Annotated in this window: 21 protein-coding genes and 1 pseudogene; 17 read left to right on the forward strand and 5 right to left on the reverse strand. The window is 70.0% G+C overall.

Features of this window, described 5'->3' with window-relative positions:
- Positions 1-238: 238 nt before the first annotated feature.
- Both EDC82_RS12930 and EDC82_RS12935 read right to left on the reverse strand, forming a co-directional pair.
- Positions 239-1,441, reverse strand: coding sequence for an alpha/beta fold hydrolase (locus EDC82_RS12930; RefSeq protein WP_131941765.1), 1,203 nt, complete (start codon positions 1,439-1,441; stop codon positions 239-241).
- Complete coding sequence (locus tag EDC82_RS12935) at positions 1,438-1,734, reverse strand: YciI family protein (protein ID WP_038569695.1); 297 nt, start codon at positions 1,732-1,734, stop codon at positions 1,438-1,440. The genes EDC82_RS12930 and EDC82_RS12935 overlap by 4 nt, the downstream gene beginning before the upstream one ends.
- A 118-nt stretch (positions 1,735-1,852) precedes the next feature.
- Between EDC82_RS12935 and EDC82_RS12940 the strand changes: the two genes are divergently transcribed.
- Complete coding sequence (locus EDC82_RS12940; RefSeq protein ID WP_131941767.1) at positions 1,853-3,580, forward strand: serine/threonine-protein kinase; 1,728 nt, start codon at positions 1,853-1,855, stop codon at positions 3,578-3,580.
- Positions 3,581-3,753: 173 nt separating this feature from the next.
- Here the strand turns inward: EDC82_RS12940 and EDC82_RS12945 are convergent, their stop codons facing one another.
- Positions 3,754-7,488, reverse strand: a complete 3,735-nt coding sequence (locus EDC82_RS12945) for a bifunctional proline dehydrogenase/L-glutamate gamma-semialdehyde dehydrogenase (protein ID WP_131941769.1) — start codon at positions 7,486-7,488, stop codon at positions 3,754-3,756.
- Between the two features lie 186 nt (positions 7,489-7,674).
- On the opposite strand from EDC82_RS12945, the gene EDC82_RS12950 reads away from it, so the two are divergent.
- The 8 genes from EDC82_RS12950 (at position 7,675) to EDC82_RS15155 (ending at position 15,642) form a co-directional block, all read left to right on the forward strand.
- Positions 7,675-8,418, forward strand: a complete 744-nt coding sequence (locus tag EDC82_RS12950; RefSeq protein WP_131941771.1) for an AraC family transcriptional regulator — start codon at positions 7,675-7,677, stop codon at positions 8,416-8,418.
- A gap of 239 nt (positions 8,419-8,657) precedes the next feature.
- Positions 8,658-9,155 carry a ribonuclease E activity regulator RraA gene (rraA, locus tag EDC82_RS12955; RefSeq protein WP_006945540.1) on the forward strand — a complete coding sequence of 166 codons (498 nt, stop codon included), beginning with the start codon at positions 8,658-8,660 and terminating at the stop codon, positions 9,153-9,155.
- Between the two features lie 205 nt (positions 9,156-9,360).
- A complete protein-coding gene (locus EDC82_RS12960; RefSeq protein WP_131941773.1) occupies positions 9,361-10,716 on the forward strand; it encodes a hypothetical protein in 1,356 nt (451 codons plus the stop codon).
- Positions 10,717-10,884: 168 nt separating this feature from the next.
- Positions 10,885-11,322 carry a hypothetical protein gene (locus EDC82_RS12965; RefSeq protein ID WP_006945528.1) on the forward strand — a complete coding sequence of 146 codons (438 nt, stop codon included), beginning with the start codon at positions 10,885-10,887 and terminating at the stop codon, positions 11,320-11,322.
- A 344-nt stretch (positions 11,323-11,666) separates the two neighbouring features.
- Positions 11,667-12,779, forward strand: coding sequence for a ferredoxin reductase (locus EDC82_RS12970; protein ID WP_131941775.1), 1,113 nt, complete (start codon positions 11,667-11,669; stop codon positions 12,777-12,779).
- A 187-nt stretch (positions 12,780-12,966) separates the two neighbouring features.
- Complete coding sequence (locus EDC82_RS12975) at positions 12,967-14,223, forward strand: acyl-CoA desaturase (protein ID WP_006945549.1); 1,257 nt, start codon at positions 12,967-12,969, stop codon at positions 14,221-14,223.
- Between the two features lie 259 nt (positions 14,224-14,482).
- Positions 14,483-15,121: a hypothetical protein gene (locus EDC82_RS12980; RefSeq protein WP_131941777.1), complete on the forward strand. Its 639-nt coding sequence runs from the start codon at positions 14,483-14,485 to the stop codon at positions 15,119-15,121.
- 152 nt (positions 15,122-15,273) lie between these two features.
- Entirely contained in the window at positions 15,274-15,642 is a 369-nt protein-coding gene (locus EDC82_RS15155) for a transglycosylase family protein (RefSeq protein ID WP_131941779.1), read from the forward strand.
- A 97-nt stretch (positions 15,643-15,739) separates the two neighbouring features.
- On the opposite strand, the gene EDC82_RS12990 is transcribed toward EDC82_RS15155, so the two are convergent.
- Positions 15,740-16,561, reverse strand: coding sequence for a response regulator transcription factor (locus EDC82_RS12990; protein ID WP_131941781.1), 822 nt, complete (start codon positions 16,559-16,561; stop codon positions 15,740-15,742).
- A 289-nt stretch (positions 16,562-16,850) separates the two neighbouring features.
- Between EDC82_RS12990 and EDC82_RS14755 the strand changes: the two genes are divergently transcribed.
- Together EDC82_RS14755 and EDC82_RS13000 are read left to right on the forward strand one after the other, a co-directional pair.
- Complete coding sequence (locus tag EDC82_RS14755; RefSeq protein ID WP_235006229.1) at positions 16,851-17,759, forward strand: transglycosylase family protein; 909 nt, start codon at positions 16,851-16,853, stop codon at positions 17,757-17,759.
- A gap of 364 nt (positions 17,760-18,123) precedes the next feature.
- Positions 18,124-19,161 (forward strand): peptidase E, encoded by a 1,038-nt coding sequence (locus EDC82_RS13000; protein ID WP_082740505.1) that lies wholly within the window; start codon positions 18,124-18,126, stop codon positions 19,159-19,161.
- 114 nt (positions 19,162-19,275) lie between these two features.
- Here the strand turns inward: EDC82_RS13000 and EDC82_RS13005 are convergent, their stop codons facing one another.
- Positions 19,276-20,136, reverse strand: coding sequence for an alpha/beta fold hydrolase (locus tag EDC82_RS13005; RefSeq protein ID WP_006945519.1), 861 nt, complete (start codon positions 20,134-20,136; stop codon positions 19,276-19,278).
- Positions 20,137-20,183: 47 nt separating this feature from the next.
- On the opposite strand from EDC82_RS13005, the gene EDC82_RS13010 reads away from it, so the two are divergent.
- The 6 genes and pseudogenes from EDC82_RS13010 (at position 20,184) to EDC82_RS13035 (ending at position 25,957) form a co-directional block, all read left to right on the forward strand.
- The gene (locus EDC82_RS13010; RefSeq protein WP_006945532.1) at positions 20,184-21,128 is read left to right on the forward strand and encodes a histidine phosphatase family protein; all 945 of its coding nucleotides are present in this window, start codon (positions 20,184-20,186) and stop codon (positions 21,126-21,128) included.
- Positions 21,129-21,151: 23 nt separating this feature from the next.
- Complete coding sequence (locus EDC82_RS13015) at positions 21,152-21,658, forward strand: acyl-CoA thioesterase (protein ID WP_006945484.1); 507 nt, start codon at positions 21,152-21,154, stop codon at positions 21,656-21,658.
- A 328-nt stretch (positions 21,659-21,986) separates the two neighbouring features.
- A pseudogene (locus tag EDC82_RS15315) lies at positions 21,987-22,564 on the forward strand (DUF6803 family protein).
- Positions 22,565-22,595: 31 nt separating this feature from the next.
- Complete coding sequence (locus tag EDC82_RS13025) at positions 22,596-23,309, forward strand: response regulator transcription factor (protein WP_006945505.1); 714 nt, start codon at positions 22,596-22,598, stop codon at positions 23,307-23,309.
- A gap of 68 nt (positions 23,310-23,377) precedes the next feature.
- Positions 23,378-24,415: a cell wall metabolism sensor histidine kinase WalK gene (locus EDC82_RS13030; protein ID WP_235006231.1), complete on the forward strand. Its 1,038-nt coding sequence runs from the start codon at positions 23,378-23,380 to the stop codon at positions 24,413-24,415.
- A gap of 57 nt (positions 24,416-24,472) precedes the next feature.
- Positions 24,473-25,957 carry a multicopper oxidase family protein gene (locus EDC82_RS13035; RefSeq protein WP_006945529.1) on the forward strand — a complete coding sequence of 495 codons (1,485 nt, stop codon included), beginning with the start codon at positions 24,473-24,475 and terminating at the stop codon, positions 25,955-25,957.
- Positions 25,958-26,027 lie beyond the last annotated feature (70 nt).

Raw genomic sequence — 26,027 nt, forward strand, 5'->3', positions numbered from 1 at the left:
TGGGTCCTCTCAGGAAGGTCGGGGTGGGTCACGATGACGGACGATCGACTCCACCGTGACACATTCGTGACCTTGGCGGCCAGTCAGCACGCGGTGACACCCGCCACGCACAGTGCCATCCACCAGCGACCAGAACCAGCGCGCGCGAGGCGATCCTGAGCGAGCGGTGGTAAACACCATGCACGGCGCCGGCAATCGGCGGCCCGAGCCGGGCGTCGGGCTCGGGCCGTCTTGCTCGTCAGGACGCTGCCGCCCCCACGATGCAGCGTGCGACCCACCCCGCGGCCTCGTAGATCGGCACGTGGCCGAGGCCGGGGCCTTCGAGGAACGTCCAGGCCGGGTGACGAGCGGCGATGCGACGCGCCGCGGAGACGGGCACGAGGCGATCGCACTCGCCGTGCACGAGCGTGACGGGCACCCGCAACTCGCTCAGCACGCGACGGTAGCGCGGGCTTCCAGCAGCCACGACGAGCGAGTTGGCGGCCCGCACGAGCCCGGGCACGGCGTCCTGGTTCTCTGCCAGAGCACGGACCTCCTCGACGGAGCGTCGCATCACCCACTTCGGCACGCGATGCGGGTCGGCGACGACCGTCAGGACGCCCTCGACGCCCATGCGGTCGATGCCGCGGCGCGCGGCGTAACGCGGGATGACGCGTCGCGCCGCGGGTGGACACATGTAGAGGGAGAAGGTGACGAGCACCGACCAGTGCGGCCGATCCTGCGGGTGCAGCGGCAGCACGGGGTCGACGAGCACGAGACGCGACACGAGCTCAGGGTGCTTCGCGGTCATCATCGCGACGATCATCCCGCCCATCGAGTTGCCGACGAGGACGACGTCGCTCAGACCGAGCTGACGCAGGTACGCCGCGAGCAGATCGACGTTGTCGGAGACGGCCGAGCGGTTCGACCCACTCGTGCGACCGAACCCTGCGAGGTCGAGCGCCAGCACGCGACCGTGCTCGGTGAGGAACGGCCACAACGGCTCCCAGTTGGCGAGGCTGCCGCCGAGACCATGGACGAGCACATACGTCGGGCGACCAGTCGGCGCGGCTTCGGGGTGGGGCTCAGCGTCGGCGGCACCAGGGTCGGCCGCAGCGTCAGCCGCGGCGCGCTCCCGTTGCTCGCCGGCGAGCGACGCGTTCACGCCCGGGACGTCGACACCCCCGTCACTCGAGGCGTTGTCGGGCTGATCATCAGGCCCGCTGTCGCGGTGGAAGACCTCGACGCGATCGTCCCCGATGTCGATGACGACGCTCGTGATCGGTGGCAGCTTCGGCTCCGGCAGGTCCGCGTTCGCCAGCGACACATTTGCGTGGCTCGACGATGCGCCCTCAGACGCCGGCGATTCGTCGATGTCTGCCCTCTCGGCGAGGCGCGAGGTGTCGACGAACGAGGTGCCGGACGTGCCGTAAGGTGCGGGCTCGCGTGGCGTCTCCGTCATCGTTCGAGGTGTTCGGCGAACGTCGGCGCCTGCGAGCCGAGGACGGGCGTGTATGGGCGGATCGTGCGTTCGACGACGATGCCCTCGAGCAAGAACGGGTCGCGGTCGAGGCGCTCGGCGACATCCTCACGCGTGGGCGCGGCGATGACGAGCAGCGCACCGTCGGGCTCGGCGAGGGGGCCGGACAGCAGCATGCCCTCGACCTGCGAGAGGTAGGTGCGGTGCTCGGGGCGGTGGGCGTCGCGGGCGGCGACGTCGTCGGAATACGTGTAGGTGACAGCGAAGATGGCCATGATCTCTCCTACGCCACGCGCCGGTCGGCGGGCAAGTCGGGGTTGGTGCCCGAGAGTAGCCCCAGACGCGGCGGCGCGCCCATAGGATCGTCCCAACGAGGCAGGGAGGGAACTCGGCGTGAGCGAGAGTTGGCAGCTGGGAAGCCGCTACACGCTCGAGCGGCAGATCGGCTCGGGCGCGATGGGGCAGGTGTGGGTCGGGCATGACGTCGACGGCCACACCCTGGCCTTCAAACTGCTGCGCCCCGAACTCGCCGACGACCCCGGCGTCGTCGCGCGCTTCCTGCAGGAACGCAACCTCCTCGTCGGCCTGCGCAGCCCGTACGTCATCCGCGTGCACGACCTCGTCGTCGAGGGCCCGCGCCTCGCGATCGTCATGGACTACGTCGCCGGCGACTCCCTGCGCGCCCTCCTGCAACGGCGCGGCAACCTGACCCCGCACGATGTCGCGACGCTCGGCGCCCAGATCGCACAGGGCCTCGCCGCCGTCCACGGCGCGGGTGTGCTGCACCGCGACCTCAAGCCCGAGAACGTCCTGCTCGCCGACGATCCTGACGCGATGTCGAGGGCTGCGATGTCGAGGGCTACGACCGAGACTGCCTTGCCCGCCGACGCCGCATCGACGCCGACGTCCACCGACGCGCTGGGCACTCTCGTGCCGAAGCTCGCCGACTTCGGGGTGGCCTCCCTCGTCACGCAGACGGGGCAGGTGGCGACGGCGAACGTCATCGGCACGCCGCAGTACCTCGCGCCCGAACTCGGCGACGGGCAACCGAGCGGGCGCGCGGGGGACCTCTACGCGCTCGGCGTCACGCTGTACGAGATGGCGTGCGGCGCGGTGCTGTTCCACGCGGACTCGCCCGTCGCGTTGCTGCGCCTGCACGCCGATCACGCGCCGACGCGCCCCGACGGCATCCCCGATGCCCTGTGGGTGCTCATCGCCGAGCTGCTCGCGAAGAACCCGCACGAACGCCCGGACGATGCCGCAGCCGTGGCACAGCGACTGTGGGCCATGGCGCCGCAGTTCGCCGGCGCCCCCGCCGCGCCCGTGCTCAGCGCACCGCCGCGGACGTCACGGATCGTCGCCGCAGGGGCGTCGGAAAGCGCCGCGCCCATCGGATCGCCCGTGCCCATGTCAGGCGCCGCCGCGGCGGTGGCGGCGCCTGCGGCCGCAGGTGGGGCGGTCGGCGCGGGTGGCGTGGCCGGCCCGGGTGGGGCGAATCCCGCCGATCACCTGGGCACAGCGTCGGCGACGAGCGACACTCCGAGCGGGGGGCAGCACCGGCGCAGCGTCTGGCTGGCGGTGACGCTCGTCGCCGGTCTCGCTCTCATCGCGCTCGTCGCGTGGCTGCTGCTGCGCGACTCCTCCTCGTCGCATAGCGCAGCTCCGTCGCCGTCATCGTCGACGTCGAGTCGTTCGACGCAGCCACGAGACGTCCCCCTGTCGGGCGCGCTGTCGGGCGGGGCGCGCACGGCGAGCGTGCGCGTCGGCGGATCTTCGTACGACGACGCCGTCGTGCCGTTGCTCACCGACCGCCAGGCGTGCACCGCCGCGGCACAGTTCGCCCTCGATCGTCGCTACGACGAGGTGGCGTTCACCGTCGGCGCCACCGACGCCCAGCCTGGGGGGACGAACATGCAGCCGGAAGGTACGACGACCGTGACCGTCCGCGTCGACGGCAGCGCCAAGCAGACCGTCACTCTCGGCGGCAAGCAGGCCAAAACACTCCGCGTGCCCGTCAGCGGTGCCCGGACGTTGAGCGTCGACACCGACTCGATCGGCTGCTCGCCCGCGCTCGACACCGCCCCGGTCGCCCTCGTCGCCGGCACCCTGCGCACATCCTGACGCCCTGGATACCCCCGGCGCCACCCACTCACTCAGGCCCCGCCCACCTGCGATTTTCGTCCACACTCGCGAATCTCGTCCACATTCAACTCGAACCAACTGCGTGACGAGCCGCCCCCTGACGGCTCGTCACGCAGTAGACCTCGGTGGGTCACCGATTCGGCGTCAACCGGTCAGCGCATCAGCTCCGGCGCGACGTGGCCGAAGCGGTGCAGTGTCCGCGAGATGGCCTGCTCGCGCAGGAACGTCAGCAGTTCCCGGCGTCCCGTCGACAGCACCTCGCCGAACAGCGGCGTGATGCTCGCGCCCTGGTCCTCGCCGGGAGCTGAGGCGAGCGCGGCGGCCGTCTCGCCGTCGGCGTCCGCGCCGACCATGCGGATGCGCAGCGGCTCGCCGCCGCGCGTGCCCTCACGGCACCACGTGACGAACTGCGCCGAGCTCTCGACCGACCCCATGCGGTTCAGCCAGACGAGTGCCTGACGTCCCTCGCCCGTCGCCGCCAGGCGCGTCAGCGCCGGCTGCAGCGCGACATCCCACGACAGGTACACGCTCGAACCGACGAGGTGCGCTCCGAGTACGAGTCGCGCCACCTCGGCGAGCGTGCGGTCCGCGACGGCGTCGACGTCGCCGTCCGCCGAAGTCTCGCCGAGCTCCGCGCGCACGACGACCTGCGGCTGCGGGCGGTAGCGGAAGACGTTCGACTCGGCGCGCAGCGACGACGGGTCGGCCTCGATGCCGAGCTCCTCGCGCCACGCGAACGCGTCGGAACGCAGCGACGCATGCAGCCACTCGCGGTCGGCTTCGTTTCGCGCCAGCGGCGACAGGATCTCGAGCAGGTCGCGCACCCGCGGCATGATCGGCGCGCCCTGACGCGCGACGCCGTCAGACACCCACGTGCCGAACTGCGCGACGTAGTTCGGCCCGCCCGCCTTCGCGCCGGGGCCAATGACGGATTCCTTCCACCCGCCGAAGCTCTGACGCTGCACGATCGCGCCCGTGATGTGACGGTTGACGTAACAGTTGCCCGCTTCGACGTGCTCCTGCCAGTACGTGACCTCGTCCTCGTCGAGGCTGTGGATGCCAGCGGTGAGGCCGAACTGCGTCGCGTTCTGCAGTTCGAGCGCCTCCTCGAGCGTGTCGGCGTGCATGAGGCCGAGCACGGGGCCGAAGACCTCGGTCATGTGGAAGAACGAGCCGGGCTTCACGCCGTCCTTGAGGCCGGGGCTCCACAGGCGGCCGGTGTCGTCGAGCTGCTTCGGCTCGACGAGCCACGTCTCACCCGGTTCGAGCGTCGTCAGCGCCTTGAGCAGCTTGCCCGACGGCGGCTCGATGACTGGGCCCATCGTCGTGCCGAGGTCGCTCGGCCAGCCGACGCGCAGCGACTTCACGGCGTCGACGAGCTGCTCACGGAACCGCTTCGACGTCGCGACCGAGCCGACGAGGATGCCGAGCGAGGCAGCCGAGCACTTCTGCCCGGCGTGCCCGAACGCCGACTTCATGAGGTCGGCGGCGGCGAGGTCGAGGTCGGCGGCGGGCGTGACGACGAGTGCGTTCTTGCCGCTCGTCTCACCGAACACGCGCGGCCCACCGGCGTGACGCGCGCGCCACCCGGCGAACAGGCGACCCGTCTCGATCGAGCCGGTGAGGATGACGGTGTCGACGTCGTCGTGCGCGACGAGCGCGCGGCCGTTGTCGTCCTCCTCGACGCGGACGACCTGCGCGGCGTCGCGCGGGATGCCCGCAGCCCACAGGGCCTCCATCGCGACCTCGACGCAGCCGACCGTCTGCGGTGCCGGCTTGATGACGACGGCCGATCCGCTCGCGAGCGCCGCGAGCACCGAACCGATCGGGATGGCGACGGGGAAATTCCACGGCGGAGTGACGAGCGTGAGGCGGTGAGGCTCGAATCGTGCTCCGTCAGAAGCCATTCCGGTGACCAACTCTTCGCAGCGGTCAGCGTAGTAGCGCGCGAAGTCGATCGCCTCGGAGATCTCCGGGTCGACCTGGTCGATCGTCTTGCCCCCCTCGGCGGCCGCGACGGTGACGAGATCACCGCGACGCTTCTCGATCTCCCGCGCCGCCTCACGCAGCAGCGCGGCACGCTCGGCGTTGGAACGTCCGGCCCACCCGGCCTGCGCCGCGACGCCGCGCGCGACGACGTCGTCGACCATCTCGCGCGACGTGAGCTGCGGCGACGTCAGCGGCGCCGGCTGACGCGTGACGGCCTCACGCGCCCACTCGCGCACCGCGGGCAGCGCCGGGTCGGAGTCGGGCGTGTTCTCGAAGAAGTCGCCGATCGGCGCGCGCTCGGGCGAGCGTCGCGGGCCGACGGGCGTCGAGGCGATCGCGTCGATCGACTCACGGAAACGTCGCTCCTGGTCCTGCATCGCCGACAGCGCACCGGTGCCGACGAGGCCGTCACGCACGTACTTGTGACGCTCGGCCGCACCCTCGTCGTGGCTGAACATGGCGTGCAGGAAGTTCTGCTCCGCCGCGTTCTCCTCGAGGCGACGGATGAGGTAGGAGACGGCGACGTCGAAGTCCTCGCGCTTCACGACGGGCGTGTAGAGCAGGACGGTGCCGACGTCGGCCTTCACCGCGCGGGCCTGCGACGGCGCCATGCCCTGCAGCATCTCGACGTCGAGGTGCTCGCTCACGCCACGCTTCTCGGCGAGCAGGTGCGCCATCGCGACGTCGTACAGGTTGTGCGAGGCGACGCCGAGGCGGCACACCTCCATCGCGTCGGGGCGCGTCGCGCGCTCGATGAAGCGCAGGTAGTTCGCGTCGACGTCCTCCTTCGACGTGTACGGCGCCTGCTTCCAGTCGTGCAGTTCGGCCTCGACGCGCTCCATCGCGAGGTTCGCGCCCTTGACGAGACGCACCTTGATGCCCGCGCCACCGTTGGCCTTGCGCTCCTTCGCGAACGCGATGAGACGCTCGAGCGCCGGCACCGCGTCCGGCAGGTAGGCCTGCAGGACGATGCCCGCCTCGAGGTCGTGGAACTCCGGCTCCGACAGCAGGCGCGTGAACAGCTCGATCGTCAGGTCGAGGTCGCGGTACTCCTCCATGTCGAGGTTGACGAACTTCTTCTTGATGTCGCCGCGGTTGACGTTCGCGGCGCCCCCACCCGGCTGGCCTGCGTCGGCGTTGGCGTCACCGGTGTTCGACGATGGCGACGACGCGTCGCTCGCCGTGCCGTTCGCGACGCGGTAGATCGGACGCAGCCGCTCGAGGGCGCGCTCGACGGTGCCCTCGGCGTCCCACGTCGAGATCTGCGAGACGAGGCAGCTGACCTTGATCGAGACGTAGTCGACGTCGTCGCGCGCGAGCAGTTTGCGCGTCTCCTCGGTGCGACGCGCGGCCTCGGCCTCACCGAGGACGGCCTCCCCGAGCAAATTGATGTTGAGGCGGAAGCCGTCGGCGTGCGCCTTGGCGAGGTGCTTCGCGAGCGTCGGGTCGCTCGCGTCGACGACGAGGTGGCCGACGAGCTGACGCAGACGCGTGCGCGCCGCGGGCACGACGACGGGCGGCATCGTCGTCGCGAGGCGGGAACCGAGGCCGAGCAGCTTCGCGTCGAGCTTGCCCATGAACCCGGTCGCCTCGTTCGACGACAGGCGCGCGAGCTCGCGCGCAGCGGCCGTGTTGTCCTCGGGGCGCGCGACGCGGTCGACGAACTTCACCGCGAGGTCGAGGCCCTTCTCGTCACGCAGCAGCGCGCCGAGCTGGTCGCTCGTGCGCTTCTCGGCCTTCGTCTGGCCGGCCTCGGTCGCGTCGCTCCAACGGTTCGCGAGGGCGACGGCGTCCTCGACGAGTTCGTGCAGTTCGGCGAACGTCGCAGCGTCGTCGGACGGGGTGGTGTCGACGGTGGTGGCGCCCGGGGTGCGGGGTGCGTCAGTGATCTGGCTCATACCACCAGTCAAACCCCTCCTGACCGCTAAAGTCTTGCCCGCCTGCCGCAGCCTCGCCGCGGGTATCGGCCAGAACGGCTCGTCGTGACGGTTCGTGTCGCCGGCGGGACGGGAAGACCCAGGGACCTGTGGGGCTGGCGAGGTCTGTGGGCCTGGCGGTGCCGACACGCCCGCTACCCTTCCCTCATGACGACGGCACCGACGCTCGACGCCCTACGTGGCGCGCTCGGACCCGCCGTCCTCGAAATGGTCGATCACCTGCCGGGCACGATGTTCTGCGTCAAGGGTGCGGACGGTCGCTACCTCGCCGTCAACCCGACGTTCGTCGAGCGCACGAACAAGCGCTCGCGCGGTGACGTCGTCGGGCGTCGCGCGGCCGAACTGTTCGTGCCGGAGCTCGCCGAGCGCTACGAGGAGCAGGACGCGCGTGTCCTGTCGTCCGGCAAGCCGCTGTTCAACGAGCTCGAGCTGATCCGCGCCTCGGGCGGGCCGTTTCGTTGGCACATCACGGCGAAGATGCCGCTGCGCGACCAGGCGGGGCGTGTCGTCGGCATCGCCAGCATGTCGCAGGACGTCGGCGAGGCCGCCGAGGACGACCCGGCGATGACGTCGCTCGGCGCCGTGCGCGCCTACATCGACGCGCACCTCGACCAGCCGGTGACGTCGCAGGATCTCGCCCGCGTCGCGGGATGCTCGGTCGACACGCTGGAGCGACGCTCGCGCCGCGTGTTCGGACGGTCGCCGCGCCAACTGGTCCTGTCGTCACGCATCGACGCCGCGCGCGAGATGCTCACCGCCAAAGAGCTGACGCTGGCGCAGATCGCCGACCGCTGTGGCTACTCCGACCAGGCCGCGTTCAACCGCACGTTCACGCGCCTCGTCGGCATGCCCCCGGGACGTTATCGCCGCGAGCGCCGCACCCAGGGCTGACGTGACCCGACCCGATCCGACCTGATCCCGAGCCCCACCCCATCCAACGGCCGGCGCCGCCCGCGCGCCGACAGCATCCCGATTCTGCGATCTTCGTCCACCTTCACCCTTCATCGCTCCGACCCCGGCCGTCACCGCCGCGCCTCGTCTTGATCCGCGGCCCGCGACGCCCCATGGGGCGTCCTCGCGAAATAGCGTGGACCTGCATGCCCTTCGAACCCGACGAAAGGACGCCTCTCATGGCCGACATCGCCACCGCCGACCTCTATGACGAGCTCGGCGACGCGCTCGACTCGTGCTCCACCCAGTTCACTCAGTACGGCGGACGCGCGCGGTTCAACGGCACGATCGTGACGATCAAGTGCTTCCGCGACAACCAGATCGTCAAGGAGACACTCAACTCGCCGGGCGCGGGCAAGGTGCTCGTCGTGGACGGCGACGGCAACGTCGAGAGCGCCTTGATGGGCGACATGATCGCCGAGGCCGCTGTCGCGAACGGGTGGGAGGGCGTCATCATCAACGGCGCCATCCGTGACAGCGCCGCCGTCGCGAAACTCGACCTCGGCACCAAGGCTCTCGGCACGAACCCGCGCAAGTCGGCGAAGGACGGCAAGGGCGAGAAGGACGTTCCGGTGACGTTCGGGGGCGCCACGTTCACGCCCGGCGACCATCTGTGGAGCGACGAGGACGGCATCGTCGTCACGTCCGCGGAACACGCCTCAACCGTCCTGTCTTGACGGGCCCGACAAGCCCGACCTGACGCCGATCTCGACGCAGCCCGCATGGCAGGCCTGCCTCGCAGGTCCGGCCGACGTCGATGCCACCCGCGCACCGCGTCGTCCGCGTGCCGCGCCGGGCCGCACCGCGCCACCACATGCCGCGACGCGATCGAACGCCCCGCGAGAGTGGCGAGGGGCCACCTGCTCGCCTACCGTTACGCCCATGAGTTCAACTGTCGCGTGCATCGGTTTTACCGACCCCGCTGCCCTGGCCGCCCTGGCGCGCGACAAGGGTGCGCCGGCGCACGAGTTGTCGAGCACGACGCGTTGGGTCGACTCGAGTGGCGCGATGCTGTTGCTCGACCGCACGGCGCAGTACGCGCGCCCTGGTTTCGACACGCCGGTGCGCACTCCGTACCGCGGCATCACGCCGCTCGAGAACGGTCTCGCGCAGGTGACGCTGACGGACGTCTCGGGTTTCGAGCTCGACCCGTTCACGGTCGTGCCGAACAACCGGTACACGGTCGGTTGGGCCGCGGTGGGGCGCGTCGCGCTCGTCGCGATGGGTGTCGACACCGAGTTCTTCGCGACGGTCGAGGATTTCTTCGACTCGCCCCGCAGTGCGATGCCCGGCGTCGAAGGTGAGCCGCCGGCCGAGGTCAAGCAGTTCGGTCTGCCGTGGCCGCCGCCGATGGAGATCGAGACGTTCCTGCCCGCCACGTCGAGCGATTTGCCTCTCGCGACGTTGAGCGGCACCGTCCAGTTCGCCGAGATCCGCACGAACTCCGTCACGGGCCACGAGTTCCTCGTCTCCCGCATCGCGACGGTGTGCGGCGAGATCGACCTGTGCACGCCCGTCCCCCTCGACGGCGTGCCGGCACCGGGGTCGGTGACGGTCGGTCAGGTCGAGCTGCTCGCCGGTTTCCCGGCGCACGGTCTCGACGACCCGTCGGCCGCGTACGACTCCCCCGCCGAACGCGTCGGCCCGACGTTCCGTGACGGCGACCCGCACTCGCACTCCCCCGACGACGTCATGCCGATGGATGCCCCCGATCTGCCCGACGGCCTCGTCCTCGGCGAGGACGGCGTCGTGCGCACCACCGAGGAGCACGCAGCGTGGAAGGGCGGTGACCCCGAGGCCGGGTTGCGCCCGAAGCCGGTCCCCACGCCCTCCACGCGCGAAGAAACCTCCACCGAGGACGCCCTCGACGCCCGACGCGAACTGCCCACCGAGCCTGACGTGGTCGAGCCCGGCGCCGACGAAGCGGGCGAGTCGATGGGTGTTTCTCAGAGCGGACGCCCCCAGAACGCTGATGCCGCGAGCGCTGACACCACTGACACCCCCGACGCGACTGATGCGCCCGGTGCGCCGTCACGCGCGGCGAACCAAGCGCCCACCTCCGGTGCCGCACGCACCGACGTCCCTGGCGCGTCGACCGAGACGCCGAACCAACCGCCGGCCTCCGGTACGGCGACCCCCCAGACGCCCGAAGCAACCGCCGTCAGCGCCTCCGACGACGACAGCGCCCCGCGCCCGGGCGAGACGCGTCGTGAGTGGCGGGCTCGCACCGGTCGCTGACGGCGCGCAGGTCAGCCGGCGGGGCGGTCACCACCGTACGGGGTGCCGTCGCGGTTGGGCTCCAGCACGTACAGCACGTCGAGCTCGACGGCCCATCCCTGCGGGCCGGCGTCGCCTGACTGCTCCGAACACTTGAAAACCTTCCAAAATCTTGGCTGGACCTGGCGCATGAGCGACTACCCAGAACGCCACGCCTTGGGCAGGATCGATGTCATCAACCTCAAGGATCTTCCCGCGCTCAGCCGCGATGTTCCCCTCGACCTGCCGAGCATCCAAGCCGGGTGGCCCGACTTCGAGCACGCCTTCGACTCCCTGAGGGGACGACGCATGATGGGCCTCGTCTACGGCGGATCGCACATCTACCGCATGTGCTCGATTCGGTTGGATCGCGACGCCGCAAATTCGCTGGGTCTGGACGAGACGACGATCCCGGGTGGCGCCTACCTTCGGCTGCGCCTACGAGGTGAAGCGCCGGAGGTCTACGGGCACATCGGCGAGGCGTTCGACGTCCTCTTCGGCTCGGCAGATCACGACTCGTCCCGTCCGCAGATCGAGAGTTATCGACGTGAAGGCGAGGTCGACTGCCTCCTCCCGATCCTGGCGTAGTTGACGAGGGTCCCCCACCACAGACCGCTTTACGTCATGTCGCTGATGGCGATCCCATCACCGAGGACGGTGGCATGGCGCCATGAGGGGATGACTTCGCGATCTGCGAGGGTGAACGTTCGTCATCTCGTCAAGCCTCCTGGATGTTGTGTCATGAACGCGCGCCATTTCACGCGTTGATGACACAAGATCGCGCCGGGGTCGGCGAGCGCCGAGCACCCCGTCAGCCACGCCCTCGCCGCTGCCCCACCGAACCCGCCAGTTCGTCCGCAGAGACGAAGGTCCCAGAGCTGCTCACCCCGGCGGCGGAAGCTTTTGTCAGTTGTGAGAGGCACAATGTCTGAGTGAACTCCGCTCTGCCACCGCGCCCTGCCCGCTCGTCAGGCACCCCGCGCCGCGGCTCGCTGCTCAAGCGCGCCGCGTGGCGCGCTGCCGAGGTGTTCACGACGCCGGCGCCGCCGCAGGAGTTCGCGCGCCTGTTCAACCCGCTCGTCTCGAGCCGTCAGCTGCGCGGCGTCGTCACCGCCGTGCGCCATGAGACGGCGAACTCGGCGACGATCGAGTTCACGCCCGGTGGCACGTGGGACGCGCACAAGGCCGGCCAGTACGCGCGCATCGGCGTCGAGATCGACGGGGTGCGCAACTGGCGCTCGTACTCCCTCGTCACCGCCGAGGGCCACGACCCGGCGATCACCGTCACCGCTGTCGGGCGCGTCTCGAGCCACCTCGTGCACCACACCGAGCCCGGCGACGTGCTGTTCCTCGCTCCGCCGCAGGGCGACTTCCTCCTGCCCTCCGGCCCGCGCCCCCTGCTCATGCTGACGGCGGGCAGCGGCCTCACGCCCGTCATGTCGATGCTGCGCACCCTGCTGCCGCAGCGGCGCGACGCGGACGTCGTCGTCATCCACTCCTCGCGCAACTCCGACGAGACGCTGTTCCTCGACGAACTCACGCAGATGAACGACGCACACCACAGCCTGACGCTCGTGCACCGCTTCACCGGGCACGAAGGCCGTCTCGATCTCGCGACGACCCATGACCTCGACACGCTCTGCCCCGACTGGCGCAGCCGCAAGACGTACGTCTGCGGGCCGCAGGAGATGCTCGACGACGCCGAACGCCTCTGGCACAGCGAGGATCTGCCGCACGAGCTGAGCGTCGAACGCTTCGCCCCGACCCTGTTCGCCGACCCCGACGCGCGCGGCGGCGTCGTCACGTTCGAGAAGTCCGACAAGGAGGCGAACGCCGAGGGCAACACGACGCTGCTCGAGGTCGGCGAGGACGCAGGCGTCCTGCTTCCGTCCGGGTGCCGCATGGGCATCTGCCGTACCTGCCTGACGCCGCTCGTCAGCGGCACCGTGCGCAATCTGTCGTCGGGCGAACTGTGCTCCGACGAGGGCGAACTCATCCAGACCTGCATCAGCGCCGCCGTGGGCCCGGTCCACCTCGACGCGTGAGTAGTGATGACGTCACCATGACCACCCACGGCGCATTCCGCCGACCCGACGCGCCCGCCCTGAGCGCACGATCCCGCTGCGGCGTCAGCCCCTCGACGCCCCGTCACTCCGCGCTGACCGGACGCGCGGCCACCTCACGTCCTCTTTCCCCATCCGGCGAGAACGAACCCGACCAGGAGTTCAGCTCATGACATCCGTCCTCAACGCCCTCAAGCCCGGCGCCGCCGATTCGAAGACGGCCCGCGCGGCCGCGAAGCCCGACAAACGCACCGGCGTCCTGCCGACGCACGGCCACCTCGCCGTGCGCCCGCCGACGGCCGCGCACCTCAGTGACGACGACGTCGAACGCCTCGGCGCCGAACTCGACGCGATCCGTGACGAGGTGCTCGCCGAGCGCGGCGCGAAGGACGCGGCGTACGTCAAGCGCATGGTGAAGATCCAGCGTGCGACGGAACTCGCGGGCCGCGTCTGCATGATCGGCAGCCGCTCGAAGATCGCGTGGAGCGCCGGCGTCGGCCTCATCGCGCTCGGCAAGGTGCTCGACAACATGGAGCTCGGCCACAACGTCCTGCACGGGCAGTGGGATTGGATGCGCGACCCCGACATCCACTCGACGACGTGGGAGTGGGATTTCGTCGCGCCCGCCCGCGGCTGGCAGCACACGCACAACGACCTGCACCACACGTGGACGAACGTCATCGGCAAGGACCGCGACGTGGGCTACAACATCCTGCGCGTCAGCGACGACCAGCCGTGGAAGCCGCGCGACCTCGCGAACCCGCTCGTCAACCTCGTGCTCGCGCCGATGTTCGAATGGGGCATCGCGAGCTACGACATCGAGTGGGATCAGTACAAGGCCGGGTACAAGTCGCGAGAGGCCGTCATGGCCGACATCGCGGCGCTGCGCGACAAGGCCATCGCGATGGTCGCCAAGGACTACGTCGCGACGCCGCTCGCTGCGGCCACCGTCGGCGCGCTCGTCGGCAAGGCCCTCGGACGACCGACGAACTTCCGTTCGACGGCGCTGCGCGCGCTCGGCGGCACCGTCGCGGCGAACGCGCTGCGCAACGTCTGGGCGCACGCCGTCATCTTCTGCGGTCACTTCCCCGACGGCGTCGACACCTTCGACGAACGCATGATCGACGGCGAGACGCGCGGCGACTGGTACATCCGGCAGATGCTCGGCTCGGCGAACATCTCCGGCACCCGCACGTTTCACACGCTGACGGGCAACCTCAGCCACCAGATCGAGCACCACCTCTTCCCCGACCTGCCGAGCAACCGCTACATCGAGGTCGCCCCCAAGGTGCGCGAGATCTGCGAACGCTATGGCCTGCCGTACAACACGGGACGATTCGGGCGTCAGCTCGGCTCGACGTGGAAGAACATCTGCGTCCTCGCAGTCCCGACACGTGACGAATGGGCCGCCTACCGCGCCGGTTGATCGCCTCTGCCCCTCGACGAACCCGCACGTCCTGTCTCGACGGGAGTGCGGGTTCGCACGCTCCGTCGGACGGGCGTGTGAGCGCGCGGGAGCATCCAACCCGCACGTTGCCGTCGCGACTGGGCGCGATAGTTCGCGTATCCGCTGAGCGCACAGCTCGCCGAGTCGCCGCCACCCTGTGAAGTAGCTCATAATGGGCTGTGCATGCCCGATCTGCTCGAGACCGAGCCTCGCGGGCCTTCATCGAAAGGTGACTCACGTGTCACTCACCTCCCGCGTCGCCGCCGGTTTCGGCACCGCGCTCGTCGCTGTCTCGTTCGCCGCTCCGGCCCTCGCCGAGCAGCCCGCCCCGAAGCCGACGATGCCCGCCACCATCGAGCAGCTGGCTGCCAAGCTGCCGCCGTTCCCCGGCGAGAACGCCACGGACGCGCAGATCGAGGCGTGGTTCCAGCAGGCGTCGAAGACCCTCGGCCTGCCGCCCTTCCCGGGTGAGAACGCCACGGACGAGCAGGCGTACACGTACGTCAAGGCCGTCGTGAAGCTGCTCGGCCTGCCGGCGCTGCCCGCGATGGACGCCTCCGACGCCGAGTACGACGCGTGGGCCGGCAAGGTCGCCACGATGTTGGGCCTGCCGAAGCCGCCGTCGGCCAACGCGTCCGAAGCACAGTGGGACGCCTGGTTCACCACGCTCATGGGCATGTCCGGCATGCCGCAGGTGCCGGGCGGCATGCCGCACAAGCCGGGCACGTCCCACGCCTTGTCGAAGCCGGCCGGCCCCGTCGTCCAGACCGACCGCGTCGCGCCGTCGTCGAACACCGGCGCGCTGGCGGGCGCTGCCGCGCTCGCGTTCGCCGCGGCGGGTGTGACGCTCGTCATGCGTCGCCGAGCATCGCGCTGACGCAACGCTTTTCCCGGGTGACGCCCGTCGAGCCACGGCTCGGCGGGCGTCGCGCGTTTGCGGCGGGCCGGGGCTCGGTCATTAGACAGGTGAAGAACCCGCACGGAGCAACACCACTTCGTGCCCGCTCACGCCTTCCGAGGAGACGCCACATGTCGCACTCGACCATGAACATCCGTCACCGCGCCGCCGCCCTGGCCGGCGCAGTCGCCATCGTCGGCACCGCAGGAGCCGGCCTCGCGAGCACCGCTTCCGCGGCGAACGGCTCGGGCGCGCAGAGCACGCTCGCCGCCATCAAGTTCTGCGAGAGCTCGAACAACTACCAGGCGCAGAACCCGTCGTCGACCGCCTCGGGCGCCTACCAGTTCCTCGACACGACGTGGCAGGGCCTCTCCGCGGCCAAGGGCTACTCGAAGGCCAAGTACGCGCCCGCGTCGGTGCAGGACGCCGCAGCCCTCGAGTTGTACAACCAGGCCGGCACCTCCCCCTGGGCCGCCAGCTCCAGCTGCTGGGCCACGTAAGACCTCGCGGCACGATGTGTCGTGCCGGTGACGCCCCCGTCAGGATTTGTCCTGACGGGGGCGTCGTGCTGCCCGGGCAGGCCGGGGGTGGGGCCCGTCAGGACGCGCGTCGCACGACACCGTCGAGCTGAGCGGCTGAGTCGACGATGCGGTAGCCGACGCCACGCACCGTCGTGATGTCGTGGCGACCGAACGGGCGGTCGAGCTTGCGCCGCAGATGGCTGACGACCTGGTCGACGAGGTTCGACGTCGCCGCATCGAGCCCGCCCCAGACGTCGTCGACGATGCGCGCGCGTGACACCACGTGCCCCGCGTTGCGCATGAGCAGTTCGAGGACGGCGTACTCTCGGGCGGTGAGGTCGATCGCCACATCACCCCCTTGCGCGCCGCTCACCACGTCGCGGGTGGTGGCCCCGCCCGGCTCGGCAAGGGCGTCACCGATGCTGGCCTGATCGATGCCGGCGTCACCCGTGGCGGCGTCGTCGAGCGTCCTGACGGCGACGCGCGCCGCGCGGTCCAGACGGAGGGTCCCGACGCGCAGTTCGTCCTCGACGAGGTGCGGGGCCCTGCGCGTCAGAGCTCGCAGACGCGCGGCGACCTCGGCGAACGGCACGGGTGAGGTGACGACATCGTCGGCGCCCGCGTCGAGCACGTCGACGAGGTCGGCCGATTCGCCGCGGCGAGCCATGACGAGGATCGGCGCGCGCTCGCCGTCGCCGCGCAGGGCGGTGACGACGGGGACGTCGTGCGTGCCGGGTCGGGCGCTGCAGATGACGATGACGTCGGGTTCCGCCTCGCTCGCCAACCACAGCGCCTCGCCGCGCTGAGAGGCCGCCTGCACGACGTACCCCTCCTGCGCGAGCGCCGGCTGCAGACGTGCCGACGTGCGGCCGGATTCGTCGACGATGAGTGCCTTCATGACGGCGACGCTAAGAACCTCGCCTTTGATTTCGATAAGAACACCGGCCGTCACGCGCCCTCTCTGAGGCACCGACGGACCCTCGCCCGGCGGCTCGCCGCGACGCGGTGCTTCTGTCGAAAACTGTTGCACCACAAGCGATCAGAGCCGCCGCCCGTCGACAGGATGCGATGACGGCACGCCTCACAGCAGGCTCACAACGTTTCGTCGCCGTCAGAGTCGCGTCAGCCGCCCGCAACGAAGCGTCGGCACGGTGGATGACGTCAACAGACCGACGAGAGGAACAGTCATGACCCACTTCGACGCCACCACCGACCCGATCCGTTCGCACGACATCACGGACGCCGCACCCAAGCAGAAGCGCAAACGCGCCATGACGTTCGCGAGCGGAATCGCGCTCGTCGGCGTCGCCGGTGCGGGCCTGGCCTCCACCGCGAGCGCCGCGACGTCGACGTCCTCGTCGTCCGCGTCATCGGTGCTCGCCAAGATCAAGTCCTGTGAGAGCGGCGGCAACTACCAGGCCGTCAACGCCTCGAGTGGCGCCTCGGGCGCCTACCAGTTCTTGAACTCGACGTGGAAGGGCCTGTCGGCCGCCGCCGGCTACACGACGGCCGCCTCGGCGCCCGCGTCGGTGCAGGACGCCGCCGCCCTCGAGCTCTACAACCAGGCCGGGACGTCGCCCTGGGCCGCCTCGAGCAGCTGCTGGTCGAGCATGACGAGCGCGCCCACGACGAGCACCTCCAGCTCGTCGACGAGCACCTCGCCGAGCACGAGCGCCACGTCGGGCACGACGACGTCCACGAGCACGAAGGCGTCGAGCGCGTCCAGCTCGACGGGCAACAGCTCGAGCACGACGACGAGCGTGTCCAACTCGAAGAGCAGCACCGCGAGCACGAAGGCGGCGCACCCGGGCAAGGCGAAGGCGCACGGCAAGCCCGCCCCGGCGCAGCACGGCAAGCCGGGTGAGAAGGCCAAGCCGCAGCCCAAGCCGGCGACGGTGAAGCATGGCAAGACTGCACCCAAGCCTGCTCACGCGAAGGCCGCACCCAAGCCGCATGGCAAGGACGCGAACAAGGCGCTGCCGAAGGCCAAGCCGGTCGGCAAGCACCACGCGAAGGTGGCCCCGAAGCCCCTGACGAAGCCGGCCAACTCGCTGGCGCCGCACGGTTCGCACGCTCCGGCGAAGGCTGCGGCCTGAGCCGCGCCGCGCTTTCCGTTCATGACGGGAGCGCCCTACCCGTCGCGTGAACGCCGGTCGGGCCTGGGCGTGAGATGCCGGGGTGAGTGCGAGCCGTCGCATTCACCCCGGCATCTCACGATCCACGCCGGCGACGCGTGTGCTCACCTGCGATTCTCGTACCCATCGGCGATTTTCGTCCACATTCACCGTCGTCCTCAACCACGCCGGAAGCTGGGCCCAGAGCGACGAGCTCCACGACCCATGACGGCGAGTCACGACGACGGACCGGCGCCCCGCACCCACACCCACACCCGACGGCAGACCAAACCCCACCGACTGAAAGTCTGTCGCCACCACGCATCGCCTCGGCGACAATCGAGGGATGACGAACTTCACCGGCACGATCGTCACCCTCGGCGGCGGGGGTTTCTCTCAGGAGGGCGCCGTCACGCCGATCGACGAGCACATCCTCGAGCTGACGCGCGCCGAGCGTCCCTGCGTCTGCTTCGTCCCCACGGCCAGCGGCGACGACCTCGGCTACGCCGCGAAGTTCGAGCAAGCCTTCGCCGGGCGCACCGAGACGAGCGTCCTGTCGCTGTTCACCAAGTCCGCGAACGCCAACTGGACCTGCGACCCCCGCCACGTCCTCACCCAGGACGTCGTCTACGTCGGCGGTGGGTCGACGGCCAACCTGCTCGCGATCTGGCGCACGCACGGCCTGCCCGACCTCCTGCGCGAAGCCGCGGCGAACGGCACCGTCCTGGCCGGTATCAGCGCCGGCATGAACTGCTGGTTCGAGGCGTCGTCGACCGACTCGTTCGGCCCACTCGCACCCCTCGATGACGGCCTCGGCTTTCTCCCCGGCAGCGCGTGCCCCCACCTGTTCGGTGAACTGGGCCGCGCCGAGAAGTACCGGCGGTGGGTCGCTGACGGCGCCCTGCCCGACGGCCATGCCGCCGATGACGGCGTTGCGCTCGTCTGGCACCGCGACACCGAGTACGGCACCTCCACCTACGCCGTCACCGAGAAACCCGGTGGCGTGGCCTGGCGCGTCACGCGCGAACAGGGCGAGCCACACGTCATCCCGGCGCGCCTGCTGGGCTCGACGGTGGCACCCCGCATCAGCGAGATCCTCGACGCCGCAAACCTCCTCGGGCTCGCCGAGATCGGCGCGCCGTCGGACGAGTTCAACGCCGAGGCCGAGTACATCGCCTCGGGACTGCCTGCGTGCACGAGCCCGGACGACGTCCTCACCCTCGTCCACGCGACGTTCGTCCACTGCTTCGACAGCGATGGCGAGAGCGCCGCCGAACCAGAGACACCCTCCACCGCAGGCCCACGCGAGCAGTACGTCGACGTCGCTCGTCGGATCTGGAACCTGCACGCTTCGTCATCGACCGGACGCAATCGCAGTTTTTAGCTGCACGACTTCTGCGCATCTGCACGAGGAATGTGCCGCACATTCCACGTGCAGATGCACATGACTCGTGCAACTACCCCCGCCGCCAGGCGTCAACACCCATCACGCACCCCGTCACCGAGCCGCGATATTTTCTTCGACCCACGCAGCGATGACGGGCACGACGTCGGCGTTGCGGCGCACCCACTGGATGTGCCCGAGATCGTCCGGCGAGTGCCAGCGCGTCACGCGCGCCTTAGGCACCCAGCGCAGCATCTGCTCGAGCCCGCCGACGGGTGCGAACGAGTCGTTCGGCAGTGAGATCGCGAGCACCTGCCCGCCATAGGCCCCCAACGCCGCCTCGTAGTCGATCTGAGCCCCCGACGGACGCACGCGCCCGGTACGCGCCATCCGCGACCAGTCCTGCACGAGCACCCGCGATTGGCGCCCCCAGAACTTCAGCCGGTCGCCCGGCCAGTACCCGACGGCGCGCGCGACGGTCGCCATCAGCGCTGTCCCCGCGAAGGAGCGCACCCTGCCGGGCGCCCCGTACCCCCGCCAGTAGGGACTTGCCGACGCCGCGAGGATCACGCCGTCGACCGCGGCCGGCCCATCCGGGTGCAGCGCCGCCGCGAAGATCGACACGTGCCCGCCGAGGCTGTGCCCGAGCAGCACGACCGGGGCGTCGGGCCGAAGCTCGCGCACGTGCGTCACGACGCTCTCGTGCACCCCGGTCGCGAGCGCGTCGTAGCCGTACGTCGTCTCGCGCCCGATTCCGTCGCGCGTCTCCCGCCCCGGGTACTCGACGACGAGGCTCGCGAGCCCCGCCTCGGCGAGCGCCTGCGTCAGGTGCCGGTAGTACGACGCGGGCGCCCCGAACGCCGGTCGGATGACGAGGACGGGCGCCGCCGGGTCGTCGACGGGAATGAAGGTGACGTGGCTCGTGAGCCCGCTCGTGGTCGTGACGGTGGCCTCGAGGGCGGTCGTGGAATGCACGACGAAAGGCTACCCGCGGGTAGCACGTGGTGCGGCAAGATTGGTCCATGGAAACGCGTTCGGTCTGGCTCGTGCGCCACGGGCAGGCGTCCTTCGGCAAGTCCGACTACGACAACCTCTCCGAGACGGGCCACGAGCAGGCGTATCTGCTCGGCAAGCACTTCGCCGCGCACGGCGTCGCACCGAGCCTCATCGTCAGTGGTTCGATGAAGCGCCACCGTCAGACTCTCGCCGAGATCGCCGCGGGCGCCGGCTGGCATCTCGACGACGTCCCCGCCACCGAACCCACACACGTGACGACGCCCGCTCACCCCCGCGCGGACGAATCGGAGGCGCCGGCCACGCCGCCCGCCCCGGCGTCGAGCGACCGAGAAACAGACCGAGCGCAACACCTGGAGAGCACCCAGGACGCCGCCACACACGCGCCGAGAAAACCCTCCAGAGGCAAGCCCCCTCACCCGAAACCCGATGAACAGCCTGATGACGCCATCATCGCCGCGCATGCCCCGCGCGTCGTGGCGCGTGGTCTCGACGAGCGCTGGAACGAGCTCGATCATCGCGCGCTCCTGACAGCGTACAAACCGGCGTACAAGAACATGCTCGTGTTGAAGGCCGACATGGTGCGTACGTTGCGTCCGCGCATCGCGTTCGAGGAGACGTTCGAGAAGGCCGTCGATCGCTGGAGTGGCGGCCAGTACGACCACGAGTACCCGGAGAGCTTCGAGCAGTTCACCTCGCGCACGAACGAGGCGCTCGACGATCTCGTCGACGCCGCGCACGAGCACGTCGTCGTCGTGACGTCGGCCGGCCCGGTGTGCTGGACGGCGGCTCACCTCACCGCCGGCGGCAGCCTCGACGCGTGGAAGCACTTCACCCTCGCGGCGGTCAACACGGGCGTCACGCGCATCACGATCGATCGTCACGGCCCTCGGTTGCTGACGTTCAACGAGTTCACCCACCTCGAGGGCGCCGGGCTCGTCACGAACCGCTGAGATCCTGCGAGACAATGGCGGTCATGACCGCTCCCTCCGACACACAACTCGTCCTCAGCCAGATCATGGGCAACCAGCACACGAACCTGCTCGGCACCGTCCATGGTGGCAACATCATGAAGTTCGTCGACGACGCCGCGGGCGCCGTCTCGGCGCGCTTCGCGCAGGGCCCCGCCGTCACGGCCGCGATGGACGAGATGCTGTTCCTGGCCCCGGTGCGCGTCGGTGACGTGCTGACGGTGAAGACGCAGGTCAACTGGGCGGGTCGTTCGTCGATGGAGGTCGGCGCGCGCGTCGAGACGACACGGTGGGACGATCGCACGCCCCCGGTCCACGTCGCGACGGCGTTCCTCGTCATGGTCGGCGTCGACGAGTCGGGCAGGCCGCGTCAGGTGCCGACACTCGAACCGGTGACGGAGGAGGAGAAGCGCCGCTTCCGCGCCGCGCAGATCCGTCGCGAGCACCGCCTCGCGCAGCGCGCCGCCATCCGCGATCTCGGCGCGGGTGAGGCGTCCGTCGAGCGCGCGTGACGCTGACGTTCGCCCAGCTCGCGCAGTTCTCCCTCGGCGCGGTGCTCATCATCCTGTGGCTCTGTCAACTTCGATTGGCCCCATGGTGACGGTCTGTTCTGGCCCCATGTCTACCCGGAGACCGGCTTGACCGAATCTTCACATTCCCTTGCCCGGGCCTCGATGTGGGGCTTCGAGGCTTGTGGCCACGACCTCGAACGAGAACTCCTCCCGTACAGTGCCGCTGTTTGCCCTGGGTGTCGGCACTCTCGCAGCTGCCGCCTTGGCCCTGATCGCCCCTGACTTGACCTCGGGGTCGGGCATGGAGGGGATGCCGATGACCCATTACATGGGACTGCTGGCCGTACGGCAGCCGTGGAACCTCCTGTTGTTCATGGCACTTCCGGTGGTGCTGGCCGAAACCCTTGCGATCACCGAGCTGGTGATGCTGCTGGCTCGTCGCGGTGATCGGCCGGCGCCGGGATGGGTGACGAAGGTGAGTCACTGGGCCGGGCTGCTGGCGGGTCCGGTGTGGGTGTTCATCGGCCAGCACCTGCTCCTCACTGCCGTGGTTCCGCTGACGGTCCACGGCGGCTGGCGTGGCCCCGCGGACGTGATCGCTGTCCTTTCCTACCTGGCCGGTGCCTGCCGCTACTGGTGATCAGCCTGCTGGAGGCCGGACTCTTGGGTCGCAGCGAGGCCGGGCGCCGTCGCCTGCACGTGGCGATGGTGGCCGTGTTCCTGGTGGTGGCCCACGTCGCGATGATCTTCGGCATGCTCGACCCTGCCGTCATGGGCTACACGCCGACGGCACCCGCCTCAACGCAGCACGACATGGTCAGCATGCCGGGCATGAACCACGACATGGGTGGCATGACGGGCATGGACCACTCGACGATGATGCCCAGTGCCGCACCGTCGAAGTGATCCCCGGCCGGGTTCGTGGTGAGGTGGTGTCATGAATAGCGCGTCTGCTGCGGTTGCGCCGAGTGTCCTGGTCGTCGACGACGAGCCGGTTCTGTCGGGCACGGTGAAGAACTACCTCGAGCGGGCCGGCATGTCGGCCCAGACCTGCGGCGACGGGCTGGTCGCGCTTGACCTTGTCCGGGCCACGGCCCCCGACGTGGTGGTGCTGGACCTGGGCCTGCCGGGCATGGACGGGGTGGAGGTGTGCCGCCAACTGCGCACCTTTAGCGACTGCTACGTGTTGATGCTCACGGCCCGCGCCGACGAGGTCGACAAGCTGATCGGGCTGTCGGTCGGCGCGGACGACTACATGACCAAACCGTTCAGCCCGCGCGAGCTGGTGGCCCGCATCCAAGTACTGTTGCGGCGCCCCCGCGCCGGCGGTGCGGGCACCACGGCCTCGGTCCTGCGCATCGGCGCCCTCACCGTGGACCAGTCGTCTCGTCGGGTGGAGCTCGACGCCTCACCGGTGGAGCTGACCCGTACCGAGTTCGACCTGCTGCAGGCCTTGGCCGAACACCCCGGCCGGGTGCTGAACCGCCGCCAGCTCACCGACGCCGTGTGGGGCGAGGACTGGGTCGGCGACGACCACTTGGTCGACGTGCACATCGCGCACTTGCGCAAGAAGCTCGGTGACGACCCCTCCCAGCCTCGGTTCGTGCAGACGGTGCGCGGCGTCGGCTACCGGATGGGCCGAGGGCAGTGATGCCGCCCAACCCGCGCGGCAATTGGGGACGCCGACTGCTGTGGACCCAGATGGCCGTGGTGGCGGCGATGGCCGCCACCATGGTGCTGACGGCCCTGCTGGTCGGCCCGGCATGGTTCCGAATGCACATGCACGAAGCCGGCCACGCCCAGCCCGACGTCGTCGAGCACGCGCAGCAGGCCTTCCACGACGCCGGCCTGGTGTCACTGGCCGTGGGTCTGGGCACCGCGATGCTCGCCGCCCTCGGGGTCGCCACCGTCCTCAACCGGAACCTGTCGCGGGGGGTCGAAGCCCTCGTGGACGGCGCCCAACAGGTCGCCGCCAGACACTACGACCAACCCGTCACGATGACCTCGGCCAGCCCCGAGCTGGCCCAGGTCGCCAACGCCTTCAACCACATGGCCAGCCAGATCGCCTCCACCGAGCAGACCCGACGACGCATGCTCACCGACCTGGGCCATGAGCTGCGCACCCCGCTGGCCGCCACCCAGGTCACCCTCGAAGGACTGCAGGACGGTGTGGTCGACTTCACCCCCGCAACCGTCGAGATCCTGCTGCGGCAGAACCAGCGGCTTGCCGCCCTGGCCGCCGACATCTCCGAGGTGTCGCGTGCCGAGGAAGGCCGCATCCCGCTGTCCCTGAGCCACCAGGACCTCGCGCAGGTCGTGACGGCCAGCGTCGCCGCAGCCCGCCACGCCCACGACGCCGCCGGGGTGACGCTGCACGCCCAGAGCGTCCTCGGCCTGCGCGTCGACGTGGACGCCGCCCGCATCGGGCAGGTCTTGGACAACCTGCTGCGCAACGCCCTGCAACACACGGTGGCCGGCAACCGGGTCGAGGTCACGATGGGACACGAGCACGACCGGGCCGTGGTCCGCGTCATCGACAACGGCGTCGGCATCCCCACCGAGGCCCTCACCCACGTCTTCGAACGCTTCTACCGTGTCCAGGACACCCGCACCCGCGATGTCGACGGCGGCACCGGTGTCGGCCTGGCGATCTCCCGCGCCATCGCCCGCGCCCACGGCGGCGACCTGACCGGCCACAGCGACGGCCCCGGCCACGGCGCGACCTTCGCGCTGGCACTGCCCACCGTGACTTCTTGACCAGATCTTGACCAACCCTTGCCGGGGGCTTTATCCGCGCCCGACAGGCTCGAGGACATGAACACACTTTCCCGCCGCCACGTCCTGTTCACCGGTCTCGGTCTGGCCGCGGCAGGGGCCTTGAGCGCCTGCGACGCCAAGAACACCCCGGCCGCAGCACCCGCCGCGCCGAACTCCCCGCTGACGATCCCAAGCCAGACCCCGCTGGCCGCCGCCCCCGGCACGAAGACCGTCAACCACGTCCTCACGCCCCGGCCGGTCACCCTCGACCTGGGCGGCGTCACGGCCAGGACCTGGGCCTACGACGAGACCCTCGACGCCCCCGTCCTGCGGACCCGCGCCGGTGACCTGCTGCAGGTGCGCGTCGACAACAAGCTGCCCACCAGCACCTCCGTCCACTGGCACGGCATCGCCCTGCGCAATGCCAGCGACGGTGTGCCCGGCGTCACCCAGCAACCCATCGAGGCCGGCAGCAGCTTCACCTACCAGTTCGTCGCCCCCGACCCGGGAACCTACTTCTTCCACCCCCACACCGGGGTGCAGATCGACCGCGGCCTGTACGAGCCGCTAGTCATCGACGACCCCGCCGAACCCGGCCGCTACGACCACGAATGGGTCATCACCCTGGACGACTGGACCGACGGTGTCGGCACCTCTCCCGACGATATCCTCGCCGCGTTCAAGGCCCAGAACGGCACCGTGTCCAGCGGCATGAACCACGACATGGGCGGCATGGACCACGGCATGTCCCCCCTGGGCGACGCCGGCGACGTTACATACCCCCATTACCTCGTCAACGGCCGCGTCCCCGCCGCACCCCGAACCCTGACCGCCAAGCCCGGGCAGAAGGTGCGACTGCGCGTCATCAACGCCTCCTCCGACACCATCTTCAAGCTCGCCCTGCAGGGCCATCGACTCACCGTCACCCACACCGACGGTTTCCCCGTGACCGCCACCGAGGCCAGCGCCGTCTACCTCGCGATGGGAGAACGACTGGATGCGACCATCACGCTGGGCGACGGCGTGTTCGTGCTGCAGGCCGCGCCCGAGGGCAAGAAGGGCACCCCGGCCCGGGCCATCGTGCGCACCGGCTCCGGCAGCGTACCGACCCCGGACACCCGCGTCGCAGAACTCGACGGCAAGGCCCTGCTGACCACCCAGCTCAAGCCCGCCGACAGCGCACGACTGCGCGACCGCAAGCCCGACATCACCCTCGATGTGGCACTCAACGGCCAGATGAAGCCCTACGCGTGGGGCCTCAACGGCAAACGCTTCGGCGAGGACACCCCACTTGCCGTGAGCCGCGGCCAACGCGTGCGGCTGCGGATGACGAACATGACGATGATGGCCCACCCCATGCACATCCACGGCCACACCTGGGCCCTGCCCGGCAGCGCCGGGCTGCGCAAGGACACCGTCCTGATTCGCCCGATGGAGACCGTCGAGGCCGACCTGCAGGCCGACAACCCCGGCACCTGGATGCTGCACTGCCACAACATCTACCACGCAGAACTCGGCATGATGACGACCCTGCGCTACTGACATGCCCCGGCCGATGCCGGCCACTCAAGCCTGCACTGATGGTGCGGCTGCCCCCTGCGACAACCGCACC

The sequence above is a fragment of the Dermacoccus sp. SAI-028 genome, assembly GCF_004346775.1.
Lineage (GTDB): Bacteria > Actinomycetota > Actinomycetes > Actinomycetales > Dermatophilaceae > Dermacoccus > Dermacoccus nishinomiyaensis.